This window comes from Paenibacillus lemnae (assembly GCF_012933385.1).
GTDB classification, from domain to species: domain Bacteria; phylum Bacillota; class Bacilli; order Paenibacillales; family Paenibacillaceae; genus Paenibacillus_AQ; species Paenibacillus_AQ lemnae.
On the sequence record NZ_JABBPN010000026.1, the window covers coordinates 13,570 to 38,910 of the forward strand.

Annotated in this window: 24 protein-coding genes; 1 reads left to right on the top strand and 23 read right to left on the bottom strand. The window is 48.2% G+C overall.

Annotation, left to right across the window (positions count from 1 at the left end; translation table 11 throughout):
• Positions 1–112: 112 nt before the first annotated feature.
• The 12 genes from HII30_RS19480 to HII30_RS19535 all read right to left on the bottom strand — a co-directional run bounded on the left by HII30_RS19480 (position 113) and on the right by HII30_RS19535 (position 10,009).
• The gene (locus HII30_RS19480) at positions 113–1,414 is read right to left on the bottom strand and encodes a pyrimidine-nucleoside phosphorylase (protein WP_169506717.1); all 1,302 of its coding nucleotides are present in this window, start codon (positions 1,412–1,414) and stop codon (positions 113–115) included.
• Between the two features lie 77 nt (positions 1,415–1,491).
• The gene (deoD, locus tag HII30_RS19485; RefSeq protein WP_169506718.1) at positions 1,492–2,199 is read right to left on the bottom strand and encodes a purine-nucleoside phosphorylase; all 708 of its coding nucleotides are present in this window, start codon (positions 2,197–2,199) and stop codon (positions 1,492–1,494) included.
• 22 nt (positions 2,200–2,221) lie between these two features.
• A complete protein-coding gene (deoB, locus tag HII30_RS19490) occupies positions 2,222–3,403 on the bottom strand; it encodes a phosphopentomutase (protein ID WP_169506719.1) in 1,182 nt (393 codons plus the stop codon).
• 96 nt (positions 3,404–3,499) lie between these two features.
• Positions 3,500–4,678 (bottom strand): NupC/NupG family nucleoside CNT transporter, encoded by a 1,179-nt coding sequence (locus HII30_RS19495; RefSeq protein WP_169506720.1) that lies wholly within the window; start codon positions 4,676–4,678, stop codon positions 3,500–3,502.
• A 122-nt stretch (positions 4,679–4,800) separates the two neighbouring features.
• Positions 4,801–5,193: a cytidine deaminase gene (locus HII30_RS19500; protein ID WP_169506721.1), complete on the bottom strand. Its 393-nt coding sequence runs from the start codon at positions 5,191–5,193 to the stop codon at positions 4,801–4,803.
• Between the two features lie 28 nt (positions 5,194–5,221).
• The gene (gene deoC / locus HII30_RS19505) at positions 5,222–5,887 is read right to left on the bottom strand and encodes a deoxyribose-phosphate aldolase (RefSeq protein ID WP_169506722.1); all 666 of its coding nucleotides are present in this window, start codon (positions 5,885–5,887) and stop codon (positions 5,222–5,224) included.
• A gap of 250 nt (positions 5,888–6,137) precedes the next feature.
• Positions 6,138–7,085 (bottom strand): DNA-binding transcriptional repressor DeoR, encoded by a 948-nt coding sequence (deoR, locus tag HII30_RS19510; protein ID WP_169506723.1) that lies wholly within the window; start codon positions 7,083–7,085, stop codon positions 6,138–6,140.
• Between the two features lie 335 nt (positions 7,086–7,420).
• Positions 7,421–7,597 carry a hypothetical protein gene (locus HII30_RS19515; RefSeq protein ID WP_169506724.1) on the bottom strand — a complete coding sequence of 59 codons (177 nt, stop codon included), beginning with the start codon at positions 7,595–7,597 and terminating at the stop codon, positions 7,421–7,423.
• A 151-nt stretch (positions 7,598–7,748) separates the two neighbouring features.
• Entirely contained in the window at positions 7,749–8,414 is a 666-nt protein-coding gene (gene rnhA / locus HII30_RS19520) for a ribonuclease H (protein ID WP_169506725.1), read from the bottom strand.
• An 84-nt stretch (positions 8,415–8,498) separates the two neighbouring features.
• On the bottom strand, positions 8,499–8,705 hold the full coding sequence (locus HII30_RS19525) for a hypothetical protein (RefSeq protein ID WP_169506726.1): 207 nt from the start codon (positions 8,703–8,705) through the stop codon (positions 8,499–8,501).
• Positions 8,706–8,765: 60 nt separating this feature from the next.
• Positions 8,766–9,299, bottom strand: a complete 534-nt coding sequence (locus HII30_RS19530) for a DUF2179 domain-containing protein (protein ID WP_169506727.1) — start codon at positions 9,297–9,299, stop codon at positions 8,766–8,768.
• An 83-nt stretch (positions 9,300–9,382) separates the two neighbouring features.
• Positions 9,383–10,009, bottom strand: coding sequence for a TetR/AcrR family transcriptional regulator (locus tag HII30_RS19535; protein WP_169506728.1), 627 nt, complete (start codon positions 10,007–10,009; stop codon positions 9,383–9,385).
• A 215-nt stretch (positions 10,010–10,224) separates the two neighbouring features.
• Here HII30_RS19535 and HII30_RS19540 point away from each other — a divergent pair, with 215 nt between their 5' ends.
• Positions 10,225–11,775 (top strand): DHA2 family efflux MFS transporter permease subunit, encoded by a 1,551-nt coding sequence (locus tag HII30_RS19540; RefSeq protein ID WP_169506729.1) that lies wholly within the window; start codon positions 10,225–10,227, stop codon positions 11,773–11,775.
• Between the two features lie 346 nt (positions 11,776–12,121).
• Here HII30_RS19540 and HII30_RS19545 read toward each other — a convergent pair whose 3' ends face one another.
• The 11 genes from HII30_RS19545 to HII30_RS19595 form a co-directional block, all read right to left on the bottom strand.
• Positions 12,122–13,816, bottom strand: coding sequence for a M3 family oligoendopeptidase (locus tag HII30_RS19545; RefSeq protein WP_169506730.1), 1,695 nt, complete (start codon positions 13,814–13,816; stop codon positions 12,122–12,124).
• Between the two features lie 156 nt (positions 13,817–13,972).
• Complete coding sequence (locus HII30_RS19550; protein WP_169506731.1) at positions 13,973–14,746, bottom strand: sporulation protein; 774 nt, start codon at positions 14,744–14,746, stop codon at positions 13,973–13,975.
• 251 nt (positions 14,747–14,997) lie between these two features.
• Positions 14,998–15,621: a hypothetical protein gene (locus HII30_RS19555; protein WP_169506732.1), complete on the bottom strand. Its 624-nt coding sequence runs from the start codon at positions 15,619–15,621 to the stop codon at positions 14,998–15,000.
• A gap of 124 nt (positions 15,622–15,745) precedes the next feature.
• Positions 15,746–16,540: an ABC transporter permease gene (locus HII30_RS19560; RefSeq protein WP_169506733.1), complete on the bottom strand. Its 795-nt coding sequence runs from the start codon at positions 16,538–16,540 to the stop codon at positions 15,746–15,748.
• A gap of 16 nt (positions 16,541–16,556) precedes the next feature.
• On the bottom strand, positions 16,557–17,345 hold the full coding sequence (locus HII30_RS19565) for an ABC transporter permease (protein ID WP_169506734.1): 789 nt from the start codon (positions 17,343–17,345) through the stop codon (positions 16,557–16,559).
• Positions 17,346–17,361: 16 nt separating this feature from the next.
• A complete protein-coding gene (locus HII30_RS19570; protein ID WP_169506735.1) occupies positions 17,362–18,372 on the bottom strand; it encodes an ABC transporter ATP-binding protein in 1,011 nt (336 codons plus the stop codon).
• Between the two features lie 165 nt (positions 18,373–18,537).
• Complete coding sequence (locus tag HII30_RS19575; protein ID WP_169506736.1) at positions 18,538–19,368, bottom strand: carbohydrate ABC transporter permease; 831 nt, start codon at positions 19,366–19,368, stop codon at positions 18,538–18,540.
• Positions 19,368–20,264, bottom strand: a complete 897-nt coding sequence (locus HII30_RS19580; protein ID WP_169506749.1) for a carbohydrate ABC transporter permease — start codon at positions 20,262–20,264, stop codon at positions 19,368–19,370. The genes HII30_RS19575 and HII30_RS19580 overlap by 1 nt, the downstream gene beginning before the upstream one ends.
• Before the next feature lie 131 nt (positions 20,265–20,395).
• Positions 20,396–21,724: an ABC transporter substrate-binding protein gene (locus tag HII30_RS19585; RefSeq protein WP_169506737.1), complete on the bottom strand. Its 1,329-nt coding sequence runs from the start codon at positions 21,722–21,724 to the stop codon at positions 20,396–20,398.
• Positions 21,725–21,898: 174 nt separating this feature from the next.
• A complete protein-coding gene (locus HII30_RS19590) occupies positions 21,899–23,488 on the bottom strand; it encodes a response regulator transcription factor (RefSeq protein WP_169506738.1) in 1,590 nt (529 codons plus the stop codon).
• A complete protein-coding gene (locus HII30_RS19595) occupies positions 23,485–25,248 on the bottom strand; it encodes a histidine kinase (protein WP_169506739.1) in 1,764 nt (587 codons plus the stop codon). Before HII30_RS19595 ends, HII30_RS19590 begins: the two co-directional genes overlap by 4 nt.
• Positions 25,249–25,341 lie beyond the last annotated feature (93 nt).

Consider the following 25,341-nt stretch of genomic DNA (forward strand, 5'->3'; position numbering starts at 1 on the left):
GGATTATGATAAATATTAGAGATGCCGCACACAAAAAAGCTGTACCGATGTCATGACTCATGAACATGGGATACAGCTTGATTTTTATTCGTTTACAAGGTTGCTCGGTTCGTTACTCTGTTACGATGTCATGCACCAGCACCGGTGCTACTGCATCATCAGCAATCACGATGCTCTCATACAGCTTCTGGATGACATCGTCCACATTCTCACGGTTCGCATAGATCGTCACCAGTGACTCGCCCGGTTCCACAGCGTCTCCGATCTTCTTGTTCAGCATGAGACCGACAGCCAGATCAATTTGAGACTCCTTGGTTGCACGCCCCGCTCCGAGCAGCATAGCAGCCGTACCGATTTCATCGGCAACAAGCTCAGCTACTTTACCGGACTTCCGTGCAGGCAGCTCGATCTTGAACTTCGCCTGCGGCAGCTTCTCGGGATGATCTACAACAGATGGATCTCCGCCTTGGTTGGCGATAAACTCTTTAAACTTCTCCAGCGCTTTGCCGTTAGCAATCACTTCTTTAAGCTTCTCTTCCGCTTCTTCCAGAGACGACGCCTTACCGGCCAGGAATACCATCTGTCTGCCCAGTGCGAGGCACAGCTCTTCCAGATCCTTCGGCCCTTTGCCGCGCAGTGTGTCGATCGCTTCCTGTACCTCCAGCGCGTTGCCGATGGCTTCGCCCAGCGGCTGGCTCATATCGGAGATGACAGCCATGGTCTTCCGGCCAACATTGTTGCCGATCGAGACCATGGCATGAGCCAGCTCTTTGGCATCCTCTGTGGTCTTCATGAACGCACCTGCTCCGGTTTTTACATCCAGCACAATTGCATCCGAACCGGCGGCAATCTTCTTGCTCATGATAGAGCTGGCGATCAGCGGAATCGAGTTGACTGTACCCGTAACATCACGCAGGGCATACAGCTTCTTATCCGCAGGTGTCAGATTTCCGGTCTGGCCGATGACGGCAATTTTATGCTCATTCACCAGATGGAGAAACTGCTCCTTCGTGATCTCAACATCAAATCCTTGAATGGATTCCAGCTTATCGATGGTGCCGCCGGTATGACCCAGGCCGCGACCTGACATCTTCGCAACGGGAATATCCAAAGCCGCCACGAGCGGTGCCAGCACAAGAGTTGTCGTATCGCCCACACCGCCGGTGGAGTGCTTGTCGACCTTAACGCCTTCAATGCCGGACAAGTCAATCGTTTCACCAGAATGGACCATCGCCATGGTCAAATCCGCACGTTCACGGTCGTTCATATCCTGAAAGAAGATCGCCATAGCCAGCGCGCTGACCTGGTAATCCGGAATATCGCCTTTCGTATAACCCTGGATGAAAAAATTGATTTCTTCAGTGGTCAGTTCCTTGCCGTCACGTTTCCTGGCGATCAAGTCAACCATTCTCATCGTATATATTCTCCTCACTGTATAAGACTGTAGTTGGTGCGTATTCATGATGTTTTATAGTGGAAGATAGTGATCTATTATAGCGATGTTGCAGTATCCAGAGCGACTTCCATCATATCATTGAAGGTCGATTGACGCTCCTCGGCGCTGGTCTCTTCGCCCGTCAACAGATGGTCGCTCACCGTCAAGATGGTCAGGGCATGTACGCCTTTTCTTGCCGCAATAGTATAGAGTGCCGTTGTCTCCATTTCCACAGCCAGCACCCCGTGATCCATCAGCTTCTGTACAGCAGTTTTGTCCTCACGATAAAAGACATCGGAGGTAAAGACGTTGCCCACATGCAGGCTGAGCCCTTTATCAACACCGCGGTCATAAGCGGCTTTAAGCAGCGGAAAGCTCGCAATCGGCGAATAATCATAGCCTTGGAAATGATGGCGGTTCATCCCGGAATCGGTACATGCTGCCTGAGCCAGAATGACATCCCGTACACGCACATTCTCCTGCATCGCACCACAGGTTCCGACGCGCAGCAGATTTTTAACGCCATACTCCGAGATCAGCTCGTTGGTGTAGATTCCGATGGATGGTACCCCCATGCCTGTTCCCTGAACCGAAATGCGTTTGCCTTTATACGTACCGGTATAGCCAAGCATACCGCGCACTTCGTTATAACAGATGACATTCTCCAGATACGTGTCTGCGATAAACTTGGCTCGCAGCGGATCCCCCGGCAGTAAGATGGATTCCGCGATATCCCCCGGTTTTGCTCCAATATGTGTACTCATTTCATATGCCTCCCTTGTCTGTTTAACCCTTCAATTCTCCTAAAAAACTCGTGCCGTATTCCGGCATCTTCACGCCGAAATTGTCGGCAATCGTCGCACCAATATCGGCAAACGTTCTGCGCAGCGGCAGCTCTTTCCCTTCGCTCCAGCGAGGAGAGTACAGCAGCAGCGGCACAAATTCCCTCGTATGATCCGTCCCCGGATATGTCGGGTCATTCCCGTGATCCGCTGTAATGATGAGCAGATCATCATGCTTCAGCTTCTCCATCACTTCGGGCAGACGGGCATCGAACTCCTCCATTGCCCTGCCGTATCCTTCCGGATCCCGCCGATGTCCGAAAACCGCATCAAAATCTACCAGATTGAGGAAGGAGAGACCTTTAAATGTTTTATCCAGTACGATTGACAATTGATCCATACCGTCCATGTTCGATACCGTTCTGACTGCTTCCGTGACGCCTTCCCCATCGTAAATGTCAGCAATTTTGCCCAGCGCGATTACATCCAGGCCGGCATCTGCAAGTTCGTTCATAGTCGTGCGTCCGAACGGCTTCAGCGCATAGTCATGACGGTTTGACGTCCGTTTGAAATGACCTGGTGAGCCCAGAAAAGGACGGGCAATGATGCGGCCGAGCATATAAGGATCTTCTAAGGTGATTTCACGGCAGTATTCACAAATCTCATACAGCTCTTTAAGCGGCACTATTTCCTCATGTGCCGCAATTTGCAGCACGGAATCTGCGGAAGTGTAGATAATTAAAGCACCGGTTCTCATATGCTCTTCGCCGAGCTCATCCAAAATCTCCGTTCCGCTGGCCGGTTTGTTGCCAATCACCTTACGTCCTGTCTTCTCTTCAATCCGTTGGATCAGTTCATCCGGGAACCCGTTCGGAAACACTCGGAATGGCGTGTCGATATACAGCCCCATGATCTCCCAATGGCCGGTCATGGTATCCTTGCCGCTGGAAGCCTCCTGCATCTTCGTATAAAAAGCCTTCGGGTGATCTGCCTTGGCAACGCCCTGGATTTCCCGAATGTTGGACAGACCCAGCTGTCCCAGATTTGGAAGATTTAGTCCGCCGCATGCCTGTGCGATATGACCCAGTGTATCGCTGCCCACATCATGGAAAGCTGCAGCATCCGGTGCTTCACCGATGCCGACGGAATCCATGACGATGACATGTACCCGTTCAAAAGGTTTCATGAAAAGTTCCTCCACTTCTCGGATGTTATATAGAATGAGCTAAAGTTATCTTTTCGGAAGGCTGCCAGCCTATCCATGTATTGTAGCCCTGGTTGGTTACAGGAACAAGCCTGCAATTGTAGCTGAAAGCACGCTGACCAGTGTGGCACCATACAAGAGCTTTAATCCAAATCGCGCAACCACATTCCCCTGCTTCTCATTCAGCCCCTTGACTGCACCAGCGATAATGCCGATGGAGGAAAAGTTCGCAAAGGATACCAGAAATACAGATACAATACCTACCGTTCTGGCGGACAGATCCGTGAAATTCGCCAAATCCAGCATGGCGACAAATTCATTGGATACCAGTTTCGTGGCCATAATACTGCCCGCATCGACCGCCTCCCTGAAAGGCACCCCCATCACAACCGCAAATGGAGCAAAGAGGTAACCGAGCAGCTGCTGGAATGAGATTCCGAACAGGCTGTCAAAGATTCCGTTCACCATCGCGATCAAGGCAACAAAGCCCAAAAGCATGGCCGCAACGATAACGGCTACTTTGAAACCGTCCATAATATATTCTCCCAGCATCTCGAAAAAGGACTGCTTCTCCTCTTCTTGTACTTCCAGAATATCCTCATCCTTGGGCACTTCATAAGGATTGACGATAGATGCAATGATAAATCCGCCAAACAGATTCAGTACGAGTGCAGTTACGACATATCTGGGCTCGATCATCGTCATATAGGCACCGACAATGGACATGGACACGGTCGACATCGCGGACGCACACAACGTATATATCCGGTGTTTCGGAATAAGGGCAATCTGTTTTTTTACCGAAATAAAGACCTCGGACTGTCCCAGAATGGCAGACGCTACTGCATTATAGGACTCCAGCTTGCCCATACCGTTCACTTTGCTCAGAACGATACCGATATACCTTACAATAAACGGCAGCACTTTGATGTACTGCAAAATACCGATCAGCGCGGAAATAAATACGATCGGCAGCAGTACGTTCACAAAGAACGGTGCAGCCCCTTCGTTAGCCAGACCCCCAAACACGAACTCAATACCTGCCCCGGCATACCCCAGCAGCGCTTCAAAAGTATTGGCAATTCCCTTCACCATTACTTCTCCCAAACTGGTGTTCAACAATATATACCCGAGAATCAGCTGCAGCCCGATCATGACCGCAAGCGGACGGTAACGAATGTTTCTCTTGTCGTTACTGATCAGGAGAGCCAGTCCGAAAACGACTAATACGCCTAACACAGCAATTAAAACTTTCATCTGATGTTCCCCCAATAGTTGACTTGTCTGTGAATGTTTATTTACTGTTTGATGTTCAAAAAACTAGATTCATAGAGCGCTTTCATATTGTTTCTGTGAAACAGGGCTGTAATCAGCCCCGTTTATCCCATATCTTTAGCCTGGAATGCGCCAGGCAGCAGACGTTCAATATTCCACTCTTCTGTATGGCCGTGAAGATTACTCAGATAGATCCGGGTCCCGCTGTCGCAAAACTCGGCCAGCACCTGCCGACAAGCGCCGCAAGGGGATACCGGACCTTCGGTATCTGCTACAACAGCAATTTCTTCAATATGCTGATGCCCTTCGGAAACCATTTTGAAAATGGCAGTACGTTCTGCGCAGTTGGTGAGACCATAAGATGCATTCTCGATATTGCATCCCCGGTACACCTTCCCTCCGGCCCGAACCGCAGCACCGACCTGAAACTGTGAATATGGCACATACGCCTGTTTTCGCGCTTCCAAAGCTTCAGCAATCAGTTGTTCTCTGGTCATACCTAACGCCTCCTTCACCGGCAGGTGATTAGTAGTTCCCTTCCGACTGTCCGCCTTCCATAATCTTCACGCCAGAGCTCGCGCCGATCCGTGTAGCTCCTGCCTCCACCATGGCTTTCATATCTTCCAGACTGCGTACCCCGCCGGATGCCTTTACGCCTGCACGGTCACCGACGGTTTTGCGCATCAATGCCACATCTTTGAACGTTGCTCCTCCTGTTGAAAACCCTGTGGAGGTCTTCACAAAGTCAGCTCCAGCCTGCACAGCAAGCTCACATGCAGCCACCTTCTCCTCATCTGTAAGCAGACAGGTTTCGATTATGACTTTGACGAGTGCCCGTCCTTTAGCCGCATCGACAACCGCTTGAATATCGCGGAGCACCTGATCCTTCTGTCCCGATTTGAGCGCTCCGATATTAAGGACCATATCGATTTCGGCAGCCCCATTGTCAATCGCATCCTTCGTCTCAAAAGCTTTTACCGCAGATGTCGAGGATCCTAAAGGAAAACCAATCACTGTACATACCTTGACTTCTGTTCCCGCAAGCTGCTCTGCTGCATATTGTACCCATGTCGGGTTGACACATACCGAAGCAAACTCATATCTTTTCGCTTCCTCCGTCAGTTTGGTAATCTCCTCTTTCACCGCATCGGCTTTCAACAGCGTATGGTCAATCATTCCGGCTAAATTCATTGGGATTCACTCCTCATTGTAGGATGATATAACGTTTTCATAATGATGTCTTTGTCGGTTCGGGAACATCATATCATAAGGATGAACATATGTAAAATGTATACTGAACTTATGTTCATGGTCGTTTATGGAAGCATCACTTACATTGTTCTCCACCCCTTTCTATATCATGCATGCACAAAAAAAAGCACCGCGCGCAGATGATAAAGAGAACCTCCTCCGCAGCGGTACTTTCGCAACAATAATTGATTTAATTTACGCCCTCTTCAAGCAATGCCTGTGCTGTAAACTGATCGGTCACCAATGTATTGGCATACCGGCCATACAGAGCAGCCTTGATCGCCTCGATCTTGCGCTGCCCGCCCGCCACCAGAACTGAACGTTCTTTATACCGGAGATCTTCCAGCTCAATCCCGATCGTCCGGCTGTTAATGTCACTGCTGATGATCTCTCCCTGTGCATTAAAAAATCTGGAGCAGATGTCTCCAGCTCCCTGGCTTTGCAGCAGTTCCTGCTCATGCTCGTTAAAATAGCCGAGACGGAACAGAAGTGCATCATCTTTCACGGTCCCTACCGTAAAAACGGCAATATTGGCCTGCTTGCCCAGCTGAATGATGCGCTGGATGTGCCGGTCTTCCTCCACCATCCCCTTGAGCATCATGCTGTCAAAAATAACAGGAAGCGGCAGATGCCTCGCCATCGTGCCATAAGCCTCGGCGAACAGGTTGACGATTTCAGCAGCATACGTATTCACATGGGAATGACTCACCCCACCCTTCAGCTGAACTACCTCGACGCCCCGGACAGACTTCTGCTGCAACTGCTGCGCTACCGCATGCATCGTTGTTCCCCAGGTTACACCGATGATGTCTCCGTCCTCCACCGTCTCATCCAGAAATTGGGCTGCTGCCTTGCTGATATGTTTTTGAATCTCCTTGTACTCGTTACGAGGTGTATAACTGACCAGCACCTGATCTAGTCCGAACTTGTTTCTTACCTGTTCACCCAGGGCGCCAAGATCCTCCAGTGGATCCACAATGGTAATGACTACATACCCTTGTTCCTTGGCTTGCTGCAGCAAACGGGATACCGTGGGCCGTGATACACCAAGCCTGACTGCAATCTCCTGCTGGCTGTAGTCTGACAAATAATATAGCCGTGCTGCCTCAATGCTTAAGCGCTGCTTATCCTGATCCATATTGTTATCCCTGCTTTGTTTAGTGAATTGGCTACATTATACACAGTTCCCTGTTAAATATCGATAGGATGGCAGCACAAGAGACGGAATTCTCGCCGACAAGCAATTTTTCCGTCCCGTCCAATTGTGTACAAGCTTCATTTATGGTCTGTAGTTATCCACATATCACCAATGTGAACCCGCTCTTTTCAAGTTCCGGACAATATCATCAGTGGGTAACTGAAGTTATCCCGTATTTCATCCCCATTTGTTCACAAACCCTGTATAACTTTGGACTTCCGATTCACTGCTGCAGGATTTTATACACAGAGTCTGTTTTTCGTAAAATACATATTCTATACAACTAGTTCCGGTGTCCCGTTATTTGGCAGGTACAGGTTCACCCAGGCGACGTACAGGCCAATCAATACCGAAGCCAAGAGCAGAATGGATGCTATAAAGGTCAATTTCTTCAGTTCATATTGTGTCGATTTCCCCTGACGGACACTCTTGACCCTGACTTTTTTGGTCATTTGCAGCTCCCTCCCCCCATCCAACATCCGACTGCTTACAGCTTATGCCTTACACCGCACGATGGTTTCATGAAATGGACTCCCGCTGACAAACAAGGCCAAGAAGCCCTAATTCTAGTGTCAGGGGTTCTCGGCCTGTTCTTCCATATCGTTATTTTCTTCCGTAATCTGCTTTAATTTCTCCCCAGTCTTTCGTATGCCATTTGAGCACCTTATTGTTGTATGTATGTGTACGCAGCCAAGCCTCTGCCCGGTCAACCAGTTCCCAGATTTCACGCGTGGAAGCATCTCTCGGCAGCGTGGATACTGCCTTCTTCTGCTTGACCCATTTCAAGGCATTGGCGGAATCACTGTAAACCGTTTTGCTGCTCCCCTGCTGATGCAGATATGCCAAGGCATGTACAATCGCCAAAAATTCCCCCAGATTATTCGTCCCCTTCGGAATAGGACCACGCGAAAATATAATATCGCCGGTTTGGGTATCCACTCCCTTGTACTCCACCGGTCCGGGATTGCCTCGGGTCCCCACATCGACAGATATACTGTCATAGTCAATATCTCCGGGATCAACGGCCGGCGATTTACCTGTGCCTGTAGATCGGCTCTTGCCTGATTTAGAAGCTGTACTGGTTCCACCCTGCTTACCCCAGAAGGCTTTCCATCCCAGAGCATAAGCCTTTTCAGCTTCCGACCGGGATTCAAAAGCTTTGAATTTGGCCCCGGTAAACTGGTTGACCTGCTGCTGACACTCCCCCCAGCTTGAATATATGCCGGGCTGTGCACCGACCCAGACTACATAATATTTACTCTTTGCCACGTCCGTTCATCCTTCCTTTCAAGAAGCTTCTCTAGCGTACTATAGCAGTCCTCTTTCTGATGTGCAAAAGGCACCGATTCACACTTAAGCAGCCGCAACAAAAAAAGCGTCATCGTTTCCGATCCGCTTTTTATGCTTCACTTTTTGCAATATTTCCTGCTTGCCCGGTTTGATTCGAACATGCTGTGACAGGGCTCCAAAATCCTCATTCGTTCTCCTCATGCCTGATGCACACCAGGTTCCGGCCCGCTCCGCTTTACGGAGCGCCTTCTGTGTACGAGTACGCGCCATACGCTAATCACTCCTTGAACTCATTTGATGTTTCTTACTTCATTATATAGTATATTCCCCTTAAAAGCGCTGGCGTTCCGTCAACTTCACCCAGAATCCGCCTTTAAAGTTTTTCGGTTCATGCGAAATGATAAAGGCTTGTGGAGACAGCTTCTTCAATGTTTCCATCAAACGCTTTTCATTGCTTCGCTTCACAAGAACCTGGAGCACCAGACGTTTGCCTTCCTTTCCATCCGCGGTCCAGGAGGTCACGCCGTACCCTTTTTCCCGCAGCGTCACAGGCAGTTCAAGCTCAACAGAATCAACAATGACCTGTACGACCAGATATCCCAGGGCGAGGTACTCCTCAATTAAACTACCCAGATAAACGCCAAGGCCAAATCCCAGACAATAAGCTGCCATATTTACCGGATTGTCCAGATTTTGCAGCACCAGATTCAATCCCAGCAGGTATACAAAAACCTCCACCATAGCCAGAAAAGAAGCCAGTGCTCTCCGGCCCTTGATCATTAAAATGAGCCGCAGTGTAAAAATCGATACATAAACAACATTAATTCCGATGATGGAACCGATTAGTCCAAATGATAACGTCATGTAAGACCATCATCTCCTTATTTATATTATGAAGTGATATTACCCGTACTTACTCGTAAACACTCACACCTGCCATTTCCGTTTTAGGTTTTCGGATGTTTATATAATGTAACCGGATTGCTGAAAATAAGACGAGATAAGATCAGCGAGACCTCCATAGGAGATTCCTTCATTCCCGTGTTCAGCCAGTGCTGGATCACACCGAGCTGTGCGGAGATAGCATAGGAGGACAAATAGTCGATGGGTACGATTAATTCCTCCTGATCTTCGCCTAGCCGGGCCAGAATGCTCTGGGCCATCGTGCTGCTCATCACTTCTTTCAGCTTCACATGAAAGGCAGGATTTCCTCGGGGACCCAGAATCACTGTCATAAACTCGGCGTGCTCCTGTAAATATTCAAATAACTCCGCGACCAGCGGAAGCGGCTTATTCATGAAATCAAACACCGGAAGATCTTCTTTCTTGAGCATTTTCTTTTTCTTGGAGCGGATTTTTTGGACACCAGCCAAAATCTCCTCTTCACTCTGCTGCAGCAAGTCATATTTATCCCGGTAGTGGAGATAAAACGTACCCCGGTTAATATCCGCTCTCACCGTTAAATCGCTGACTGTAATTTCATCAAATGTTTTTTCCTTCATTAGTGAAGTCAGGGCGTCACGCAATGCTTTCTTCGTTTTTACAATTCTTCGATCCAGGACAGGTTCCTTCATATATCCCCCTTATGTCAACATTTAAATATGATTCCAAACAAAAATAGTAGACAAAAAACCTTACTCTGTCGATAACATGACAGATCGCGGAATATTGTTGATTGCATTGATTCATGGGTATATTATAATAGACTTCGCGACTATTAATAAACAGTTTGTTCATTATTTATTTTTATCGCTGCATATGGATTTTTATTTGACTGGAGGAAACATAGATGGAAACTACGAAGGAGCAGCCTCAAGTCGTTTCAAGATCGACTTATGGAATTATAGCCATCCTGCTGGCAGGGGCTTTTGTGTCTCTTCTCAGCAACACGCTGCTGAATATCGCGCTGCCGTCAATCATGAGACATTTTAACATTGCCAGCCCTTCAACGGTACAGTGGCTGACAACCGGTTATATGCTGGTAAACGGGATTATGATTCCTTCTACCGCGTTTTTAATCCAGCGTTTTTCTGTGCGCAGACTCTTTCTGATTGCGATGAGTTTGTTCACAATAGGTACGATTCTTGGCGGATTTGCCCCAACCTTCGCGCTTCTCCTGACAGGACGCATGATTCAGGCCTCCGGTTCTGCCATCATGATGCCGCTCCTTATGAACGTTATGCTGACAAGCTTTCCGGTAGAGAAACGCGGCGGGGCGATGGGCATGTTCGGTTTGGTCATGATCTTTGCTCCTGCTATTGGGCCTACCCTCTCCGGCTGGATTATTGAGCGTTATGACCGCTGGGATATGCTTTTCCATCTCATCTGGCCCGTCGCACTGCTTGTGCTGCTGCTTGGATTCTTCAAGCTGAGAGACAAAAAGGAGAGCATCGCGATTCAACTTGATGCACTCTCGATTGCTTTATCCAGCATCGGCTTCGGCGGGATCCTGTACGGCTTCAGTACAGCTGGAAATACAGAGCAGGGCGGTTGGGACAATCCCGTTGTATTCATCTCCCTGGCTGCGGGTTTTGTCAGTCTCATCCTGTTTATTGTTCGTCAATTCAAGCTGGATAAACCGATGCTGGACTTCCGGGTATACAAATACCCGATGTTCGCTTTATCCTCCGCCATTTCGATCTTTATGAATATGGCGATGTTCTCGGCCATGCTGCTCATGCCGATCTATCTGCAGACCATCCGCCAGATTTCTCCGCTGGATTCCGGACTGCTGCTGCTGCCAGGTGCCATCTGTATGGGAATCATGTCGCCGATCACCGGCAAATTGTTCGATAAGTTCGGTGCTAAAATATTAGCTTTCACAGGTCTTGCAATCTCTGTTGTTACGAGTTACATGTTCAGTCAATTAACGCTTGAAACACCATACAGTACATTGATCATTATGTATACCTTCCGGATGTTTGGCATGTCGATGGTTATGATGCCGATCATGACCAATGGTCTGAACCAGCTGCCGCTCCGGTACACACCGCACGGAACAGCGATGAACAGCACGCTGGCCCAGGTTTCAGGTGCAATCGGCACCTCACTCCTGATCACAGTGATGACCAACCGGACCAAGTCGTATGTGGAGAGCATGGTGAGTGACGCAGCCGCTGGGATGGGAACCCAGCCAACAGCCGCTGAACTGCAGCAGCTGACGGCGCAGGTATCCGGTCAGGCTACGGTACACGGAATCAATGATTCCTTCCTCGTGTCCGTGATACTTCTAGTGATTGCGATGCTGATGAGCTTGTTCATCAAACGTACCTCTCCTGCTGAGGATAAAGATCCTCAGACGTCTCCCGTGTCCAAGGTACGGCAGGTAAAGCAGGCATAATACAAAAGGCGATAGACTGGCTCTTGATGAGCAGCAGTCTATCGCCTTTTTTTGATTTGTAAGTTTTTCTAAGGGTGATGCTCCCGCTTCTTAAGAATAAATTGTCCCCAAACATCCACGTTTTTGCCCCTCTAACGGACTCCATGTCCGTTAGAGGCATCCTGGTTTTCGTTCGGTCCTGCGATGTCTCTTCTACCGCCAACATTAATGTCCTATGTATAAAAACCGCTCCTTTATATATGGCAGCCTCGTCACTGCCATTCTACATAAGGAGCGGTCTTGGGTAATGCACAATGCAGCGCAGCGTCTCCCTATATAGGAACAGCACCGCTTACTTCATCAAGTATTACAGTGCTTTGTCGTCCACGCTGTTCAGCCAACCTTGAATTTGATCAACCACAGACGCCACACAGCCATCTTCAAACGGAGACTTCAGTCCGGCGTATTTCACCAGCTCTACGAACGAACGGCTGCCGCCAACCTGACACAGCTTCAGATAATCCTTCCATGCCGCTTCATAGTTATCATGAAGCCTTACCCAGAACTGAAATGCACAGATTTGGGCCAAGGTATAGTCAATATAGTAGAACGGTGTTCTGAAAATATGAGCCTGCTTATGCCAAAATCCACCGTTCTCCAAGTAATCGTTATCGGCATAATTGCGGTGCGGCATAAACTTTTGTTCAATCTCGCGCCATGCTGACTTCCGCTCGGCTGGCGCTGCTTCCGGATTGGCATATACATAGTGCTGGAATTCATCTACAGCAACACCGTAAGGGATGAACTGCAGGCTATCCGCCAGATGATTGAATTTGTACTTGTCGCTGTCTTCCTGGAAGAACAGCTCCATCCAAGGCCAGGTGAAAAACTCCATGCTCATGGAATGGATCTCACAAGCCTCATATGTCGGGAAGTTGTATTCCGGAACCTGATATCCACGGCTTTCGTACACCTGGAAAGCATGGCCTGCTTCATGCGTCAGTACATCGATATCTCCGGAAGTACCGTTAAAGTTTGAGAAAATATACGGTGCGCTGTAGTCCGGAATGTACGTGCAGTATCCTCCGGCCTGCTTGCCTTTCTTGCTGACCAGATCCATCAGGTTATTGTCGATCATAAAGTTGAAGAACTCGTTCATCTCCGGGGAGAGCTCACTGTACATTTTCTTGCCGTTCTGGACGATCCAGTCTGCATCACCTTTTGGCGCTGCATTACCCGATTTAAAGCTGAAGCCTTCATCATAAAATAACAGATCCTCCACGCCGATCCGGCTGCGCTGACGCTCTCTAAGCTGGGTCGCCATCGGTACAATGTAATCCTGAACCTGTTTCCGGAAATTTGCCACCATCTCTGCATTATAATCCGTACGGGCCATCCGTGCATAACCCAACTCCACGAAATTGTTGAACCCGAGTTTCTTAGCGATCGTATGGCGGACCTTTACCAGTTCATCATAGATGCGGTCGAACTCCGCTTCATGCTCTGCCATGAATTGATAACGGGCCTGGAATGCAGCCTTCCGCGTCTCCCGGTCTGTAGACAACTCAAACGGAGTCAGCTGGGACAGCGTCAGCTCTTCTCCTTGAAATGGAATTTTCGCGGATGCGATCAGCTGGGAATATTCTGTAGACAGCTTATTCTCCTGCTGCAGGTCTTGAATGACCTCAGGACTAAACGTTTTCAGGGACAGCTCTGCAAGTGCAAACAGCTGGCGCCCCCATTTGGCCTCAAGCTGCTCACGGAAACGGGATTGGGTCAGTGCTTTGTAATAGTCAGTTATGTATTCCTGATACACCGGCTCAGCTTCATCCATATAATCCTGTTCCTGTTTATAGAACTCATCGTTCGTGTCAATGGAATGACGGATGCTGACCAAGGTCGACTGGGTATCCACGTTCTGGCGCAGCTTGTTCACAGCCGTCATCGCCTCGTCCTGCTCTTCAAAAGTAGATGCTTCGTTAAACTGTTTCAGCAATTCTTTAAACCGCTGTTCAATTTCTTTCATGTCCGGACGCTGATATGGATACTCTGTAAATTTCATGGAATAACCCATCCCTTCTAGTGTTTATAGGATTTTATTATACTAAATATTAATGGACTTAAATACCATAAATTTTCAGTCATTATAAGCTTCTTTACAAAAAAGCTGTCCGATGCATCCTTTCTCAATCGGATGTAACGGACAGCTTTATCAACATTAGGATGCCTGTCTTATGATCATATCCTCCAGAATTCCAGCAATATATGCCGGACCTTGCTGCAAATCCTGATCGTCCAGCATTAAACGGCCTTGCCGCTCATCCATATCGAAGGAGCGTTCCATCCAGCCGGAGATCCCTTTTCCCCTGCGGTCTACTTCCACAATAAGGGACAACCCGTCATGTTCAAGGAACATGATCAGCTCCAGCTCACGTACCTCAGAGAAGCCGGGACCTGGATAAAATTCAATCTCCTGTACAAAAGGTACTCCGCGTCCAAGGCGGGGATGGTATTCACATGTCGATCCTTTAAACTGGAAACCAAGCTGTGAGACAGCTTCCAGCACGACAGCAGCATATGGATGTGCCGTGACCTCAATATAGTCACGATCCTTTGGATCAATGGCATAGTCAATGTCCAGTCCAGTATGGATCCATACAGGCTGGCGGGACAGGGTCAACGGGGTTTCCAGCGGCAGCGGAAACTGAAACGGAATCTCCAGCTTCTCCCCCTGCTTAACATGGAGTCCATCCGAAACCTTGATCTTTGCTACAGTATACGACTGGTTGTACTTGCGGTCATCCTTTTCCTGAATGTATTCCGTCATCAGTTTGACATAGATCCCGTCTACCTTTTGATCCACACTGCCACCGGAAATATGGACGACCCCCTTCAAATCTTCGCCAGGCGCGTAAGAGGATTTCTCCAAACGTGTATCCACCTGTACAGCATCAATACCTACACTTGCCAGCATTTTATTGAAAAATGACATACATTCTTCTCTCCCAACAATTTCAATTTGTTGGAATATACGCCATGTATCACGCTTAGTTTCAAAATATTTATGATGTCCTCTTTTGCTTGATGCATCTTCCTAGATAAGCCTGTTTTCCAGGCTTATCTCTGGATGGGCTGGGCTCGGATGGGCTACCCTAGATTCGGCTGATCTGGGCTCGGCTCGGCTGGGCTGGGCTCGGCTAGGCTAGGCTAAGCTACCCTGGGCTGAACTCGCCCCTTCTACTCTCACGAGATTCCTCTGTCACGCCGGATTTTCGCACGATACTCCATACCGAGCACGGCAATGAGTACAGCCAGACTCATACTTATGACCGCCATCAGAATCCAGACATGCTGCTCTCCGCCGTTCTCCTGCTGCATCACGGACGGACTGCCTGTGTCACCACCCCCGGATGAAGAAACTGCAGGTTCAGTCTCTTCATCCGGATCCTCTGAAGTCAGCGGATCCTCCTTTTCACTCAAAAACGCCAGTTCCTCTGCCGCATCCGATATGTTCATCGTAGGAGCACATAACGGAAGTACCCACTGGTCCTCCTGTTTGTTTAGAAAGAGAAGATATTCTTTGCCAATATCTTCTGGTCCCCTTACAGCTCCCCAGGTGATATCGTCTTTCATCGTAATCTGCTGATTCTGAATCTCTTTGAAGCTCTTAATCACAGTGACCTTAACCTCATAATGATCCTTACGGCGAGTCACTTTCTCCACACGGCCGTGAATAACCGCGTCATACTTGTCATAGGCGTCTTCAGTAGACGGAATCTCTACACAGGACAAGGCATAGATGTCCGAAGCAGGCTGCATAGGGACTAACATCAGTAATGTAAGAATGATCATCATCGTTTTACGCATATTCCATCCCCCTTTGCTTATCCAGACGAAGAGAGTATGGTTTTAGTTGCCATTTCCAATAAAACAAATGAATATCGCTTGGATGTCTAAAAAGTCCCGATTCCCCGGATGAGCATTATACCCTTCAACCTCCAGCACCCTGATACCGATTCACGCCATACATCCAAAACCGATATCCCGCAAGGCAGCAGAGCGGCCCCATTAACGGCACCAGCCACATCACTTCATCAGACAACAGCATGGTATCGCGCGACAGCAGAAACGAAGCCGGGTAGTAATTGATAAAGGCAAATGGAATAACGAATGTGAGCAGAATCTGAATGAACGTGCCGAATACAGGAAGCGGGTACGAGATAAAATCTTTTATTTTGAAAAACAGATTAAACAGGAATCCCGATCTTACCCATATAAATGAAGTCGCTCCGATTGTGGTCAGAATGCCGGTCTGAATCAGTGCACCGCTGATTATTGTAAGCACGAGGTAAATAATCTGCATAGCGCTCCATTCCAGATCCAACGCCGTCAGTGCCCAGATCAGGACTGAGCCGGAGACGACCAGATGAGCAATATAACCCAGGTTAAATCCTCGGCAGATCAGATAAAGATACGGATTGACAGGTTTTACGAGCAAAGCATCCAATGTGCCGTTGTTCACCTGCCCCTCCAGATCACGCATCTGCACGAACGAAAAGGCTGCCCCGAGTGCGTATGTAAACAGACTGATACTGTAGAGCAGCGCGATCTCCGGCCACGTCCAGCCGGCAATGTGATTAAATTTCTGAATGAACAGCCATATAATAATGTAGTCTCCTGTATAGCTGATGATCTGAGCAGCAATGGCGAGAAAAAAATCTCCTCGATACTCCATCCTCTCTTTCATCAGCAGGCGAACCAGCTTCCAAAATAACCGCAGTGTCATACCTACCTCCTACATCTCATCCGCCTTGAATAACAAGCCGCCGAACTGCTTTTTTCCACAATTTATGTACAATCACAAGCAGGATGGCTGACCAGGCCACCCCCTTGACCAACAGCACCATGGTTTCTGTAACACTTAAGGTACCCAGATATACTGCGGCAGGAACATACCCTAGAAATTGAAATGGAAGCCAGCCTGCAGCGGACTGCCACGCTTCCGGGAAGAACCAGAGCGGCAGAAACGTCCCTGAAAAAATCGTAATGAATCCGCCCAGCATCCAATCCAGCGCAAAGTGATTCATCACCCAAAACGCGATCAGGGAAATCAAATATCCCAGCAAAAATGAGATGGATAACGCCAATCCAATCGCTGCCAGAAAACCTGCGAAATGAAGACCTGAAGCGGGTGGAATGAGTCCAAATGCGAACCAGGCGATCAGAAGCGACGGAATCACCGTAAACACCAGCTGATATCCTGAGCTCCCCAATCCGCTCGACAGCAGAAAGAGCGGATAGGACAGCGGCTTGGTCAGCTCGGATGCAATCGCTCCGGACTTCAGGCTTCCATCTACCTGGCTGCTCATGCGATGCAGTAGCAAGGCAAGCATGAGTGTGTTAATAATACTGTATGTAATCATTTGCTGAGCCGAGACACCGTCCACTTGTCCGCTGCCGATCACGGCCTTCCAGATCTCTGCCTGAATGAAGATTACGGCGAAATTACCCAACAGGCGCAGCCACACCTCCGAACGATAGGACATTTGCTTGGTGAACGATTTAACGCCGAACATGATATAAGCCTTCAAGTAACTTCCGCCCCTTTCACCCGATCTCCCGCCGTTCCCGCTCTTTCTGATCCAGCTGCTGATAGAGCTTTCGGATGACCGAATCAATATCCTCAGTCTCGATGGATGCATCCTCTACCGGATACTGGGCTGCTAATCGGCTGACGCATTCAAATACGGTGGTATGGCTGCGTTCGAAGAGGAAGGTTTTCCGGACACCGTTATCCTGTATCAGAGTTAAGCCTGGTGTCTCGATCGTTCCCGGATCGAAGCGGAAGTCAATCGTGACCCGCTGTTCATTCCCCAGCTGATTCCGCAGGTGAGAAACCGAACCGTCATAAACGAGATTTCCTTTGTTCACAACGATCATCCTGGAGCAGATGGCCTCAATATCCTTCATATCATGGGTCGTCAAAATTATAGAAACTTTCTTCTCCTCATTGACCGTTCTTAGAAACTGCCGGATTTGATCTTTTGCGATGACATCAAGGCCGATGGTCGGCTCGTCCAGAAACAGAATACGCGGCTCATGCAGCAGAGACATCGCGATTTCCACCCTCATCCGCTGGCCCAAACTTAACTGCCGTACTGGCTTTTGCATAAAAGAAGACATGGACAGCAGCTCCGTGCAGAAATCCAGATTGCTTCGAAATTGTGACTCGGGAAGCCTGTACACATATTTATGAAGATCGAAGGAATCCATCACCGGCAGATCCCACCACAGCTGGCTGCGCTGGCCGAACACCACGCCCATCTCGCGTGAGTTCTGCTTTCTCTTCTCATGGGGGATGTTCCCCAGTACACGTAAACTCCCTGAAGTGGGGACCAGAATGCCAGTCATCATCTTGATCATCGTCGATTTGCCTGCACCGTTCGGTCCCAGATATCCGACAGCTTCCCCTTCCCCAATGGAAAAGCTAATATCCCGCACGGCAGTCTCTTCTACATACTGCCTGGTAAACAAGCTGCGAACAGAGCCGAGCAGCCCCGGAAACCTCTTATACTGGCGGTATGTTTTTGTGACTCCATCTACCTCAATGATACTCATTTTTGTAATTCAACCCCCCGCCTGATGATCTATACTTTCATTATAGGTATGGATGAATCTTCCAAAGTACCTCAACATTTAGAGATCATTTCATATGGGAATCAGTGATTTAAACACAAACAGTCCGTAAACCAACCGGTTTACGGACTGTTTGATAGAACGTTTTTAACCTTTGATCGCGCCTGAGGCAAGTCCTTTTACAAAGTACTTCTGCAGGAACAGAAATATAATCAGGATCGGAATGATCGACATCGTCGTTCCGGCGAATATCATATCCCATCGTGAGGAAAACTCGCCGACATAATAGAAGATTTCTACAATCATCGTCTTCGGCTGTCCGGATGGAAGCACAAGCATCGGCATCAGAAAGTCATTCCAGATCCCCAGGCCTTGCAGAACAATCATACTAGCCGTGCAGGGCCCCAGAAGCGGAAACACGATTCTCCAGAAAGTCCCGAAGCGGGTGCACCCATCGATCTCCGCCGACTCCTCAATTTCACGGGGAACCCCCTTAAGAAAGCTCGTATACAACAAGCAGCCAAATCCCACTGAGCCTGCAACATATACGACGATCGGACCCGCCAAATTCCCGTACAAGCCGAACATTTTGAGTTCCTTAAATAAAGGAATCATGTAAGCCTGGAATGGAATCATCATCCCTGCCAGATAGAACGTGAAAATTACACGGGTCCAGGTCCTGTTATGACGTTCAATCGCATAGCCCGCCATGGGAATAATAAGCACCATGAACACAACGGACAGCACGGTAAGCAATAAGCTGTTCAGCATAGCCGCCGGAAACTCGGTTTCGGTCAGCAGATACTTGAAGCTTTCGATATTCAGCGATTTTGGCAGTGCAATTGCATCCCGCATGATCTCCGGATTTGTCTTAAATGCCGACATGAGATTGAAAAAAATCGGAAAGAAAAAGATAACGGCCAGGAGTAATGTAGCCATGAACATGAGCACATCATTCACCTTTCGGCGCTTTTCCATTACAACTGCACCTCCCTCTTACGGAAAAATTTCACCTGGATAATCGTAACGATCAGAATGAGCAGGAACAGGACTAACGCCATCGCCGTACCAAAGCCTTGACGCATCTCTCCGAATCCGACTTTGTAGATGATATAGGTCAGCGTTTCTGTAGCGAAACCTGGGCCGCCATCCGTCATGACGGCAATTTGATCGAATATTTTCAAGGCAGCAATCATGGACAGGACCATACATACCGTCATCGCGCCTGCCAATAGTGGGAAGGTAATATGCCGGAACTGCTGCCAACGGTTCGCACCGTCAATGCCTGCTGCTTCTGTCAAATCTCCAGGCACACTTTGAAGCCCTGCCAGATAAATAATCATATAATAGCCGGCCGATTTCCATACGGTGGAAAGGATGATGGACAGAAGAGCATAGTTGGGATCACCAAGCCAGTCCTTCATCCAGGATTCCAGACCCACCATAATTAAAAGCTGATTGAATACACCAAAGTTATAATTCAAAATAATCGTCCAGATAAAACCCATAACAATACCGCTAAGCAGAACAGGGAAATAAAAGATACTGCGGAACATGTTACGGAACCAGCGAACCTGATCGACAAGGACAGCGAGCACCAGGGCTGCCAGGTTTTCAAGAATAACCAAAGCAACCGTAATAATGATCGTATTCCTGAGCGCATTATGGACGCGTTCGCTCTGTATGATTTCTTCGAAGTTGGAGAGTCCGATATACCGGACCTCTGTGCTAATGCCGTCCCAGGAAGTAAAGCTTAAGTACACACTGCTCAGCGTAGGTACAATGACAAACAGGGTGTAGAGTATAAATGAAGGCAGTATGAACAGTAATGCATACCACTGCCATTTTTTTCTCTTCTTTTTGACGGCCGGCATGGCGATGGCTTTTGCTGGATCATTATGCTGCTGCTGAACAACCATGCTTGCTCCTCCTTTTCCTTAAAAAGCTGTTATAGCTTAAGAAAACCTCTGCCCAAGCAAGCAGCAGAGGTTCTCACATCATCCAATTACTGATTGTTTGCTTTTACCTGCATGTCATACTCGGTGTCTGCTTTCTTCATGTATTCAGCTACGTCCCCATCTTTCAGCACAAGATCCTGCATCAATTTATAGAACCAGTTCCGGAACTGAGGCGGGATCTGGTTTTCTCCCCACCAGTTATTAATGGCCAGCGACTTCTTGATCGACGAATCTGCCATTATATCAAGCACGGTCTGCATCTGCTCTGTCGCCTCATAGCTCACCTGCTCCTTCGTGGAAGGAATGCCATTCGATACTTCCAGGAATTTGGAGTACTGCTCTTTAGAGAAGAAAAATTTAATGAATTCATTAATCGCGTCCACTTTATCCGAGTCTGTAGATGCTTCTTTCGATAAACTCCATCCTGCTGGAGAAGGCAGTCCGAGCACATTGCGGTTTCCATTCCGATCCGGCAGCGCATAGAACCCAAATTCAAAGCTTGGATCCGCTTCCTGAATCTGTGTAAACATCCACGGTCCTGAGAACAGCTGTGCCGCTTTGCCTGAAACCAGAATCGAAGCGGTCTGATTGTCAGCCGTGCTCAGCCAGCCTTTATCCACATACTTGGTAAACAGTTCTTTATAATCTTTCATCGCCTGTACGACATTTTCGTCCGTAAAGCTGACTTCCTTCGCCGTACGTTTGGAGTTCCAGTCTGGATCCCCTGCATAGACCTGATCAATCAAAAACTTGTTCAGCCAGAAGCCCATGTGGAAAATATCTTTTCCTCCTACGACGATCGGGGTAATTCCGCTGGTTTTCAGCTTTTCCTGAATATCCAGGAATTCATCATATGTTTTCGGAAGCTCGGTAACGCCAGCATCCTCATATGCCTTTTTACTGTAAATGATCCCTTGCGGCGAAGTTAACACCATCGGTGCGTTATATATCTTTCCGTTTACCTCCGGCAGGGTATTGAACAATCCGCGTACTTCTTCTGGAAGCTCAACAATTTTATCCGCTTCCAGGAAAACCTCGGTATCCCTCATTTCTACTAGGTCTGGAAACTCCCCAACCGCGTCCATTGTTTTCAGCCAATCCAGGTAAGATGACGTCGTCCCTTCACTGACATCGGTAATCTTGATATTCGGGTTCTTTTCCATGAATGCCTTGATGGATTCCGAGATCGCCTTTTTACCAGCCGGGTCTCCTGTGGCATAACCAATCGTAAAGTTAACTTCTTTGGCCTCCGGTGCTGCTGTGTTTGGCGTTTCTCCGCTTGCTGTCCCGTTATTGCCTTCATTACCTCCGCAAGCTGAAATCATAAGTGTCATCGCCATGAGTACGCTTGCAAGTGTCTTTGATCTGCGTTTCATATTTATACCTCCCTCTGATATTAGGTAGACCTCCCGATATACTGCGGTCAAACTTCGCAGGAATGAAACTTCCTGTACAAAGATTATCAAATTGCTCCGTGAATCGTAATGAAATTTTTTTAGTTCCATGTGCGGTGTTTTCGAGTAAATGAAAAAACCGGGCTGTATGCCCGGTTAACTGCTGGATGGATGATGTTGTCTGTAATCATTAGGGAGCTGGCCATAGATTTTCCGGAAAATGTCGCTGAAATGCCGGGCGTTATTATATCCGACTTTATCCGCAATTTCATAAACCTTCATATCGGTGTGCAGCAGCATACTTACCGCATGCTTCATCCGAATTTCAGTAACATATTGTTTGAAGTTATGTCCGGTATGCTTCTTGAAGAAATAACTGAAATAACTGGGATTCATAAACGCAACACCCGCTGTGGATTCCAGCGTAATATCCGCATAATGCTCGTCGATATACTGCATCACTTTCGCCATCAAAGCCTTATCCTTACTTCCCGACTCTGCTTCAATGGCATGGAACAGGATTTCGCAGTATTCCAGCATGACCAAGCGAAGTGCATCAAACGCAGGAATCTGCTCCAGCCGGTGCTGGATTTGCTGTTTGTCCGGACCTCGTTCCGGCTTAATCAAGCCGCTTTTCCCCAATGCCTGACCCAGAACCATCAGGGTGGAGAAACAAATAGAGACCGCGAGGGACCGATTGCCGTAAGCTGCAGAGCGCACAACATCCAGCAGCCGGTTCATGCCTTCCCGCACTGCGATCCGGTCGCCGCTCATAAACGAATCTGCAATACGGTACTGCATCTCATACAGCTCCTCGTTATAAGACTTCGAAGCTTCAGCACGTTGATATTCAATGACTTTAAATGAAACGAGGAAATATTTCATATCCAGTGAATGCCGGGCTTGCTTGTACGCATCGGAAAGCGAATGAATGGATTCCATAACACTGCTGGTGCCAACCGCGGCTCCCAGTTTCAGAAATGTGGTTACCTTATTATGGATGTCATACGCCACCTGCCGTACATCATCAGGGTGATCATGACAGCACAAATACACCGGGTTCCCCTCCAGAACAAATACGTGTCCGGAGCCGCTGTCACGAACCACTTCCTGTACAATATTGACGACTGCGAATTCAATCAGCCGGTTCTCCTTCTCGCTCCACTTGTGCGGATGGCCTGCAAGGTCAGCTTCAATGATTCCCATACTGTACAGCGGACCAGACCAACGGCTGCTCAATAAACGGCAGACTTCGCTGTTGACATCCATCGTACCGTCAATCAGCGAGCTAATCCATTCCGTCAACTCTTCCTCATGTACTTTGCGTTCGTACAGTTTCAGCTTTCCCTTCCGCCGTTCTTCTTCATTATGCTTGTGAATGAATGAGGCTGCTTTGTGCAGCACCTGTTCCAGCTGTAATTTTTGAATAGGCTTGACCAGATAATCAACAGCTCCAAACGCTACGGCATCCCTTGCATAGGAAAACTCCTGATAAGCACTAATAAAAATCACCTTGATATCCCAGCCGTGTTCGTGCACATGCCTGATAATGTCTATACCTGACAAGTGGGGCATACTAATATCGCTGATCACAATATCGGGCTGCAGCTCTTTCATCTGCTGCAGCAGTTCCCTGCCATCACCGGCCTGCCCCACAATTTCCATACCCATACCGTCCCAGTCGATCAATTTACGGAGCCCTTTGATAATGAGCGGCTCGTCATCTGCCAGTACGATCTTAATCATTGTCCAGGATGCTCCTCTCTAAGCGGAAATTCCATTGTAATCACGGTACCGATGTGCTGCCTGCTTGATACTGATACACCGTACTCTTCACCGCACAGGGAGCGGATGCGTTCATGCACATTCTTCATCCCTACATGTCCCGCAGGCGTTCCGCTCTCAGAAAGCATATTTTGCACACGCAGCAGATCGGGCTCATCCATCCCTATGCCATCATCCATGATCATAATCATAAGCCGGTCTCCCCGCTTGGTGGCCGTTATACTCACCGTCCCCCGGCCCTGCGGCTGCAGCCCGTGCTGAACGGCATTTTCCACAAATGGCTGCAAGGACAGCTTTAGGACCGCCGTATCTCTGGAGACATCCTCTGCAATGTGAACCTTCAGGCTGTAGCGGCTTTCGAAGCGGACATCAATGATATAGAAATAATCTTTTAAGTGATCCAACTCTTCTTGGAGCGTGACCCATTCTTCCCCGTAGTCAATGACGTATTTGAGCTGGTTGGACAACGAAAGAATCATGTCTCCGACCTCGGGGTCATCATTATGTACAGCATTCATCCGGATGACCTCCAGCGTATTATAGAGGTAGTGCGGCCGGATCTGGCTTTTTAATGCATTCAATTCGGTTTGTTTCTGCTTCAGTTCGGCAACATAAGCTTCTTCGATGAAAGTCTCAAGACGCTCCACCATCCGATTAAAACCATGGCCCAGTCTGCCAATTTCATCATTCCCTTTCACCGCAACCCGAGCCTCCAGATTCCCGGATTCCACCCGGACCATCTGCTGAATCACCCGGCGAATGGGAGCCGAAAGCCTGCGGGAAAACCATACGCCCAGGCATACCAGAACAATTGAACAGATCCCCAGTGCCAAAAAAACAGTGAATCGGGTAATACTCAGCTGCTCAAACAAGTTATATTTCGAGATATTTGCCACAATATTTCCACCGAGATATGGAACAGGCTCACTAAGCGACAGCATATCCTTGTCATTCTGCTCCTGCATATCCAGCGTCTGCCCATACACGTCCTGATTGCTGAAGTATACTTCTCCATTCCGATCAATGAGATAAATTTCGTCCAGGCTGCCAAGCTTCAGTTCGGAAAAAAACTGCTGAAACACACTGACATCCACATCAAAAAACAGGGTTCCCACCACTTTGGGCTCCGTCGTTAAAGCCCCCGATATATCAATTAAATTTCTTCCGATGGTCATCACTTTTTGATTGGAGCCTTTAAAGTAAGCGGTCTCATGTGTCGGGAAGAAAGCACTCTTTCTAGGCTCGGCGTTCAAAGCTTCAAGCCACTCGTTCACAGGCAGTTTATCTTGAATAAACGCTGTGTTATAGCGTGAAGCATAATACAGCTTTCCGTCCATTTTCCGGACAAAATACGCACTGCTGATATAGGAATCACTGTAAAGCAGTGTTTTCAGATACCCTTCAATCGGAACAGAATTAATCTGCTCCAGTGTGTTCACCTTCTGGGCCTGATTGTCACTGGAACCCTCTACATATCCGTCATATCGTCCCGTGTACATGAGCTTGGACACCTCATCATATTCTTTCATGGCGGCATTCACGTTGTAGCTCATATACAGGACCATCTGCTGCAGATTATCCATCGTATACCGTTCCACATGAGAAGTGAAGGTTTGAATCGAATAGAAACTGAGCGATAAGAGCGGAATCAGTCCAGCCAGCAGGAAAGCCAGAGAAAATTTAAAAAACACACTTTTAGCCAAAAGCTGCAATCTTTTCACGGCGGTGGCCTCCCTCAGTATGACAGTATCATAATGTATTCAGCCTGCCTACTGATAGGGGATGAAGTTTTTTTAGCTCAATGTCTGATTTTT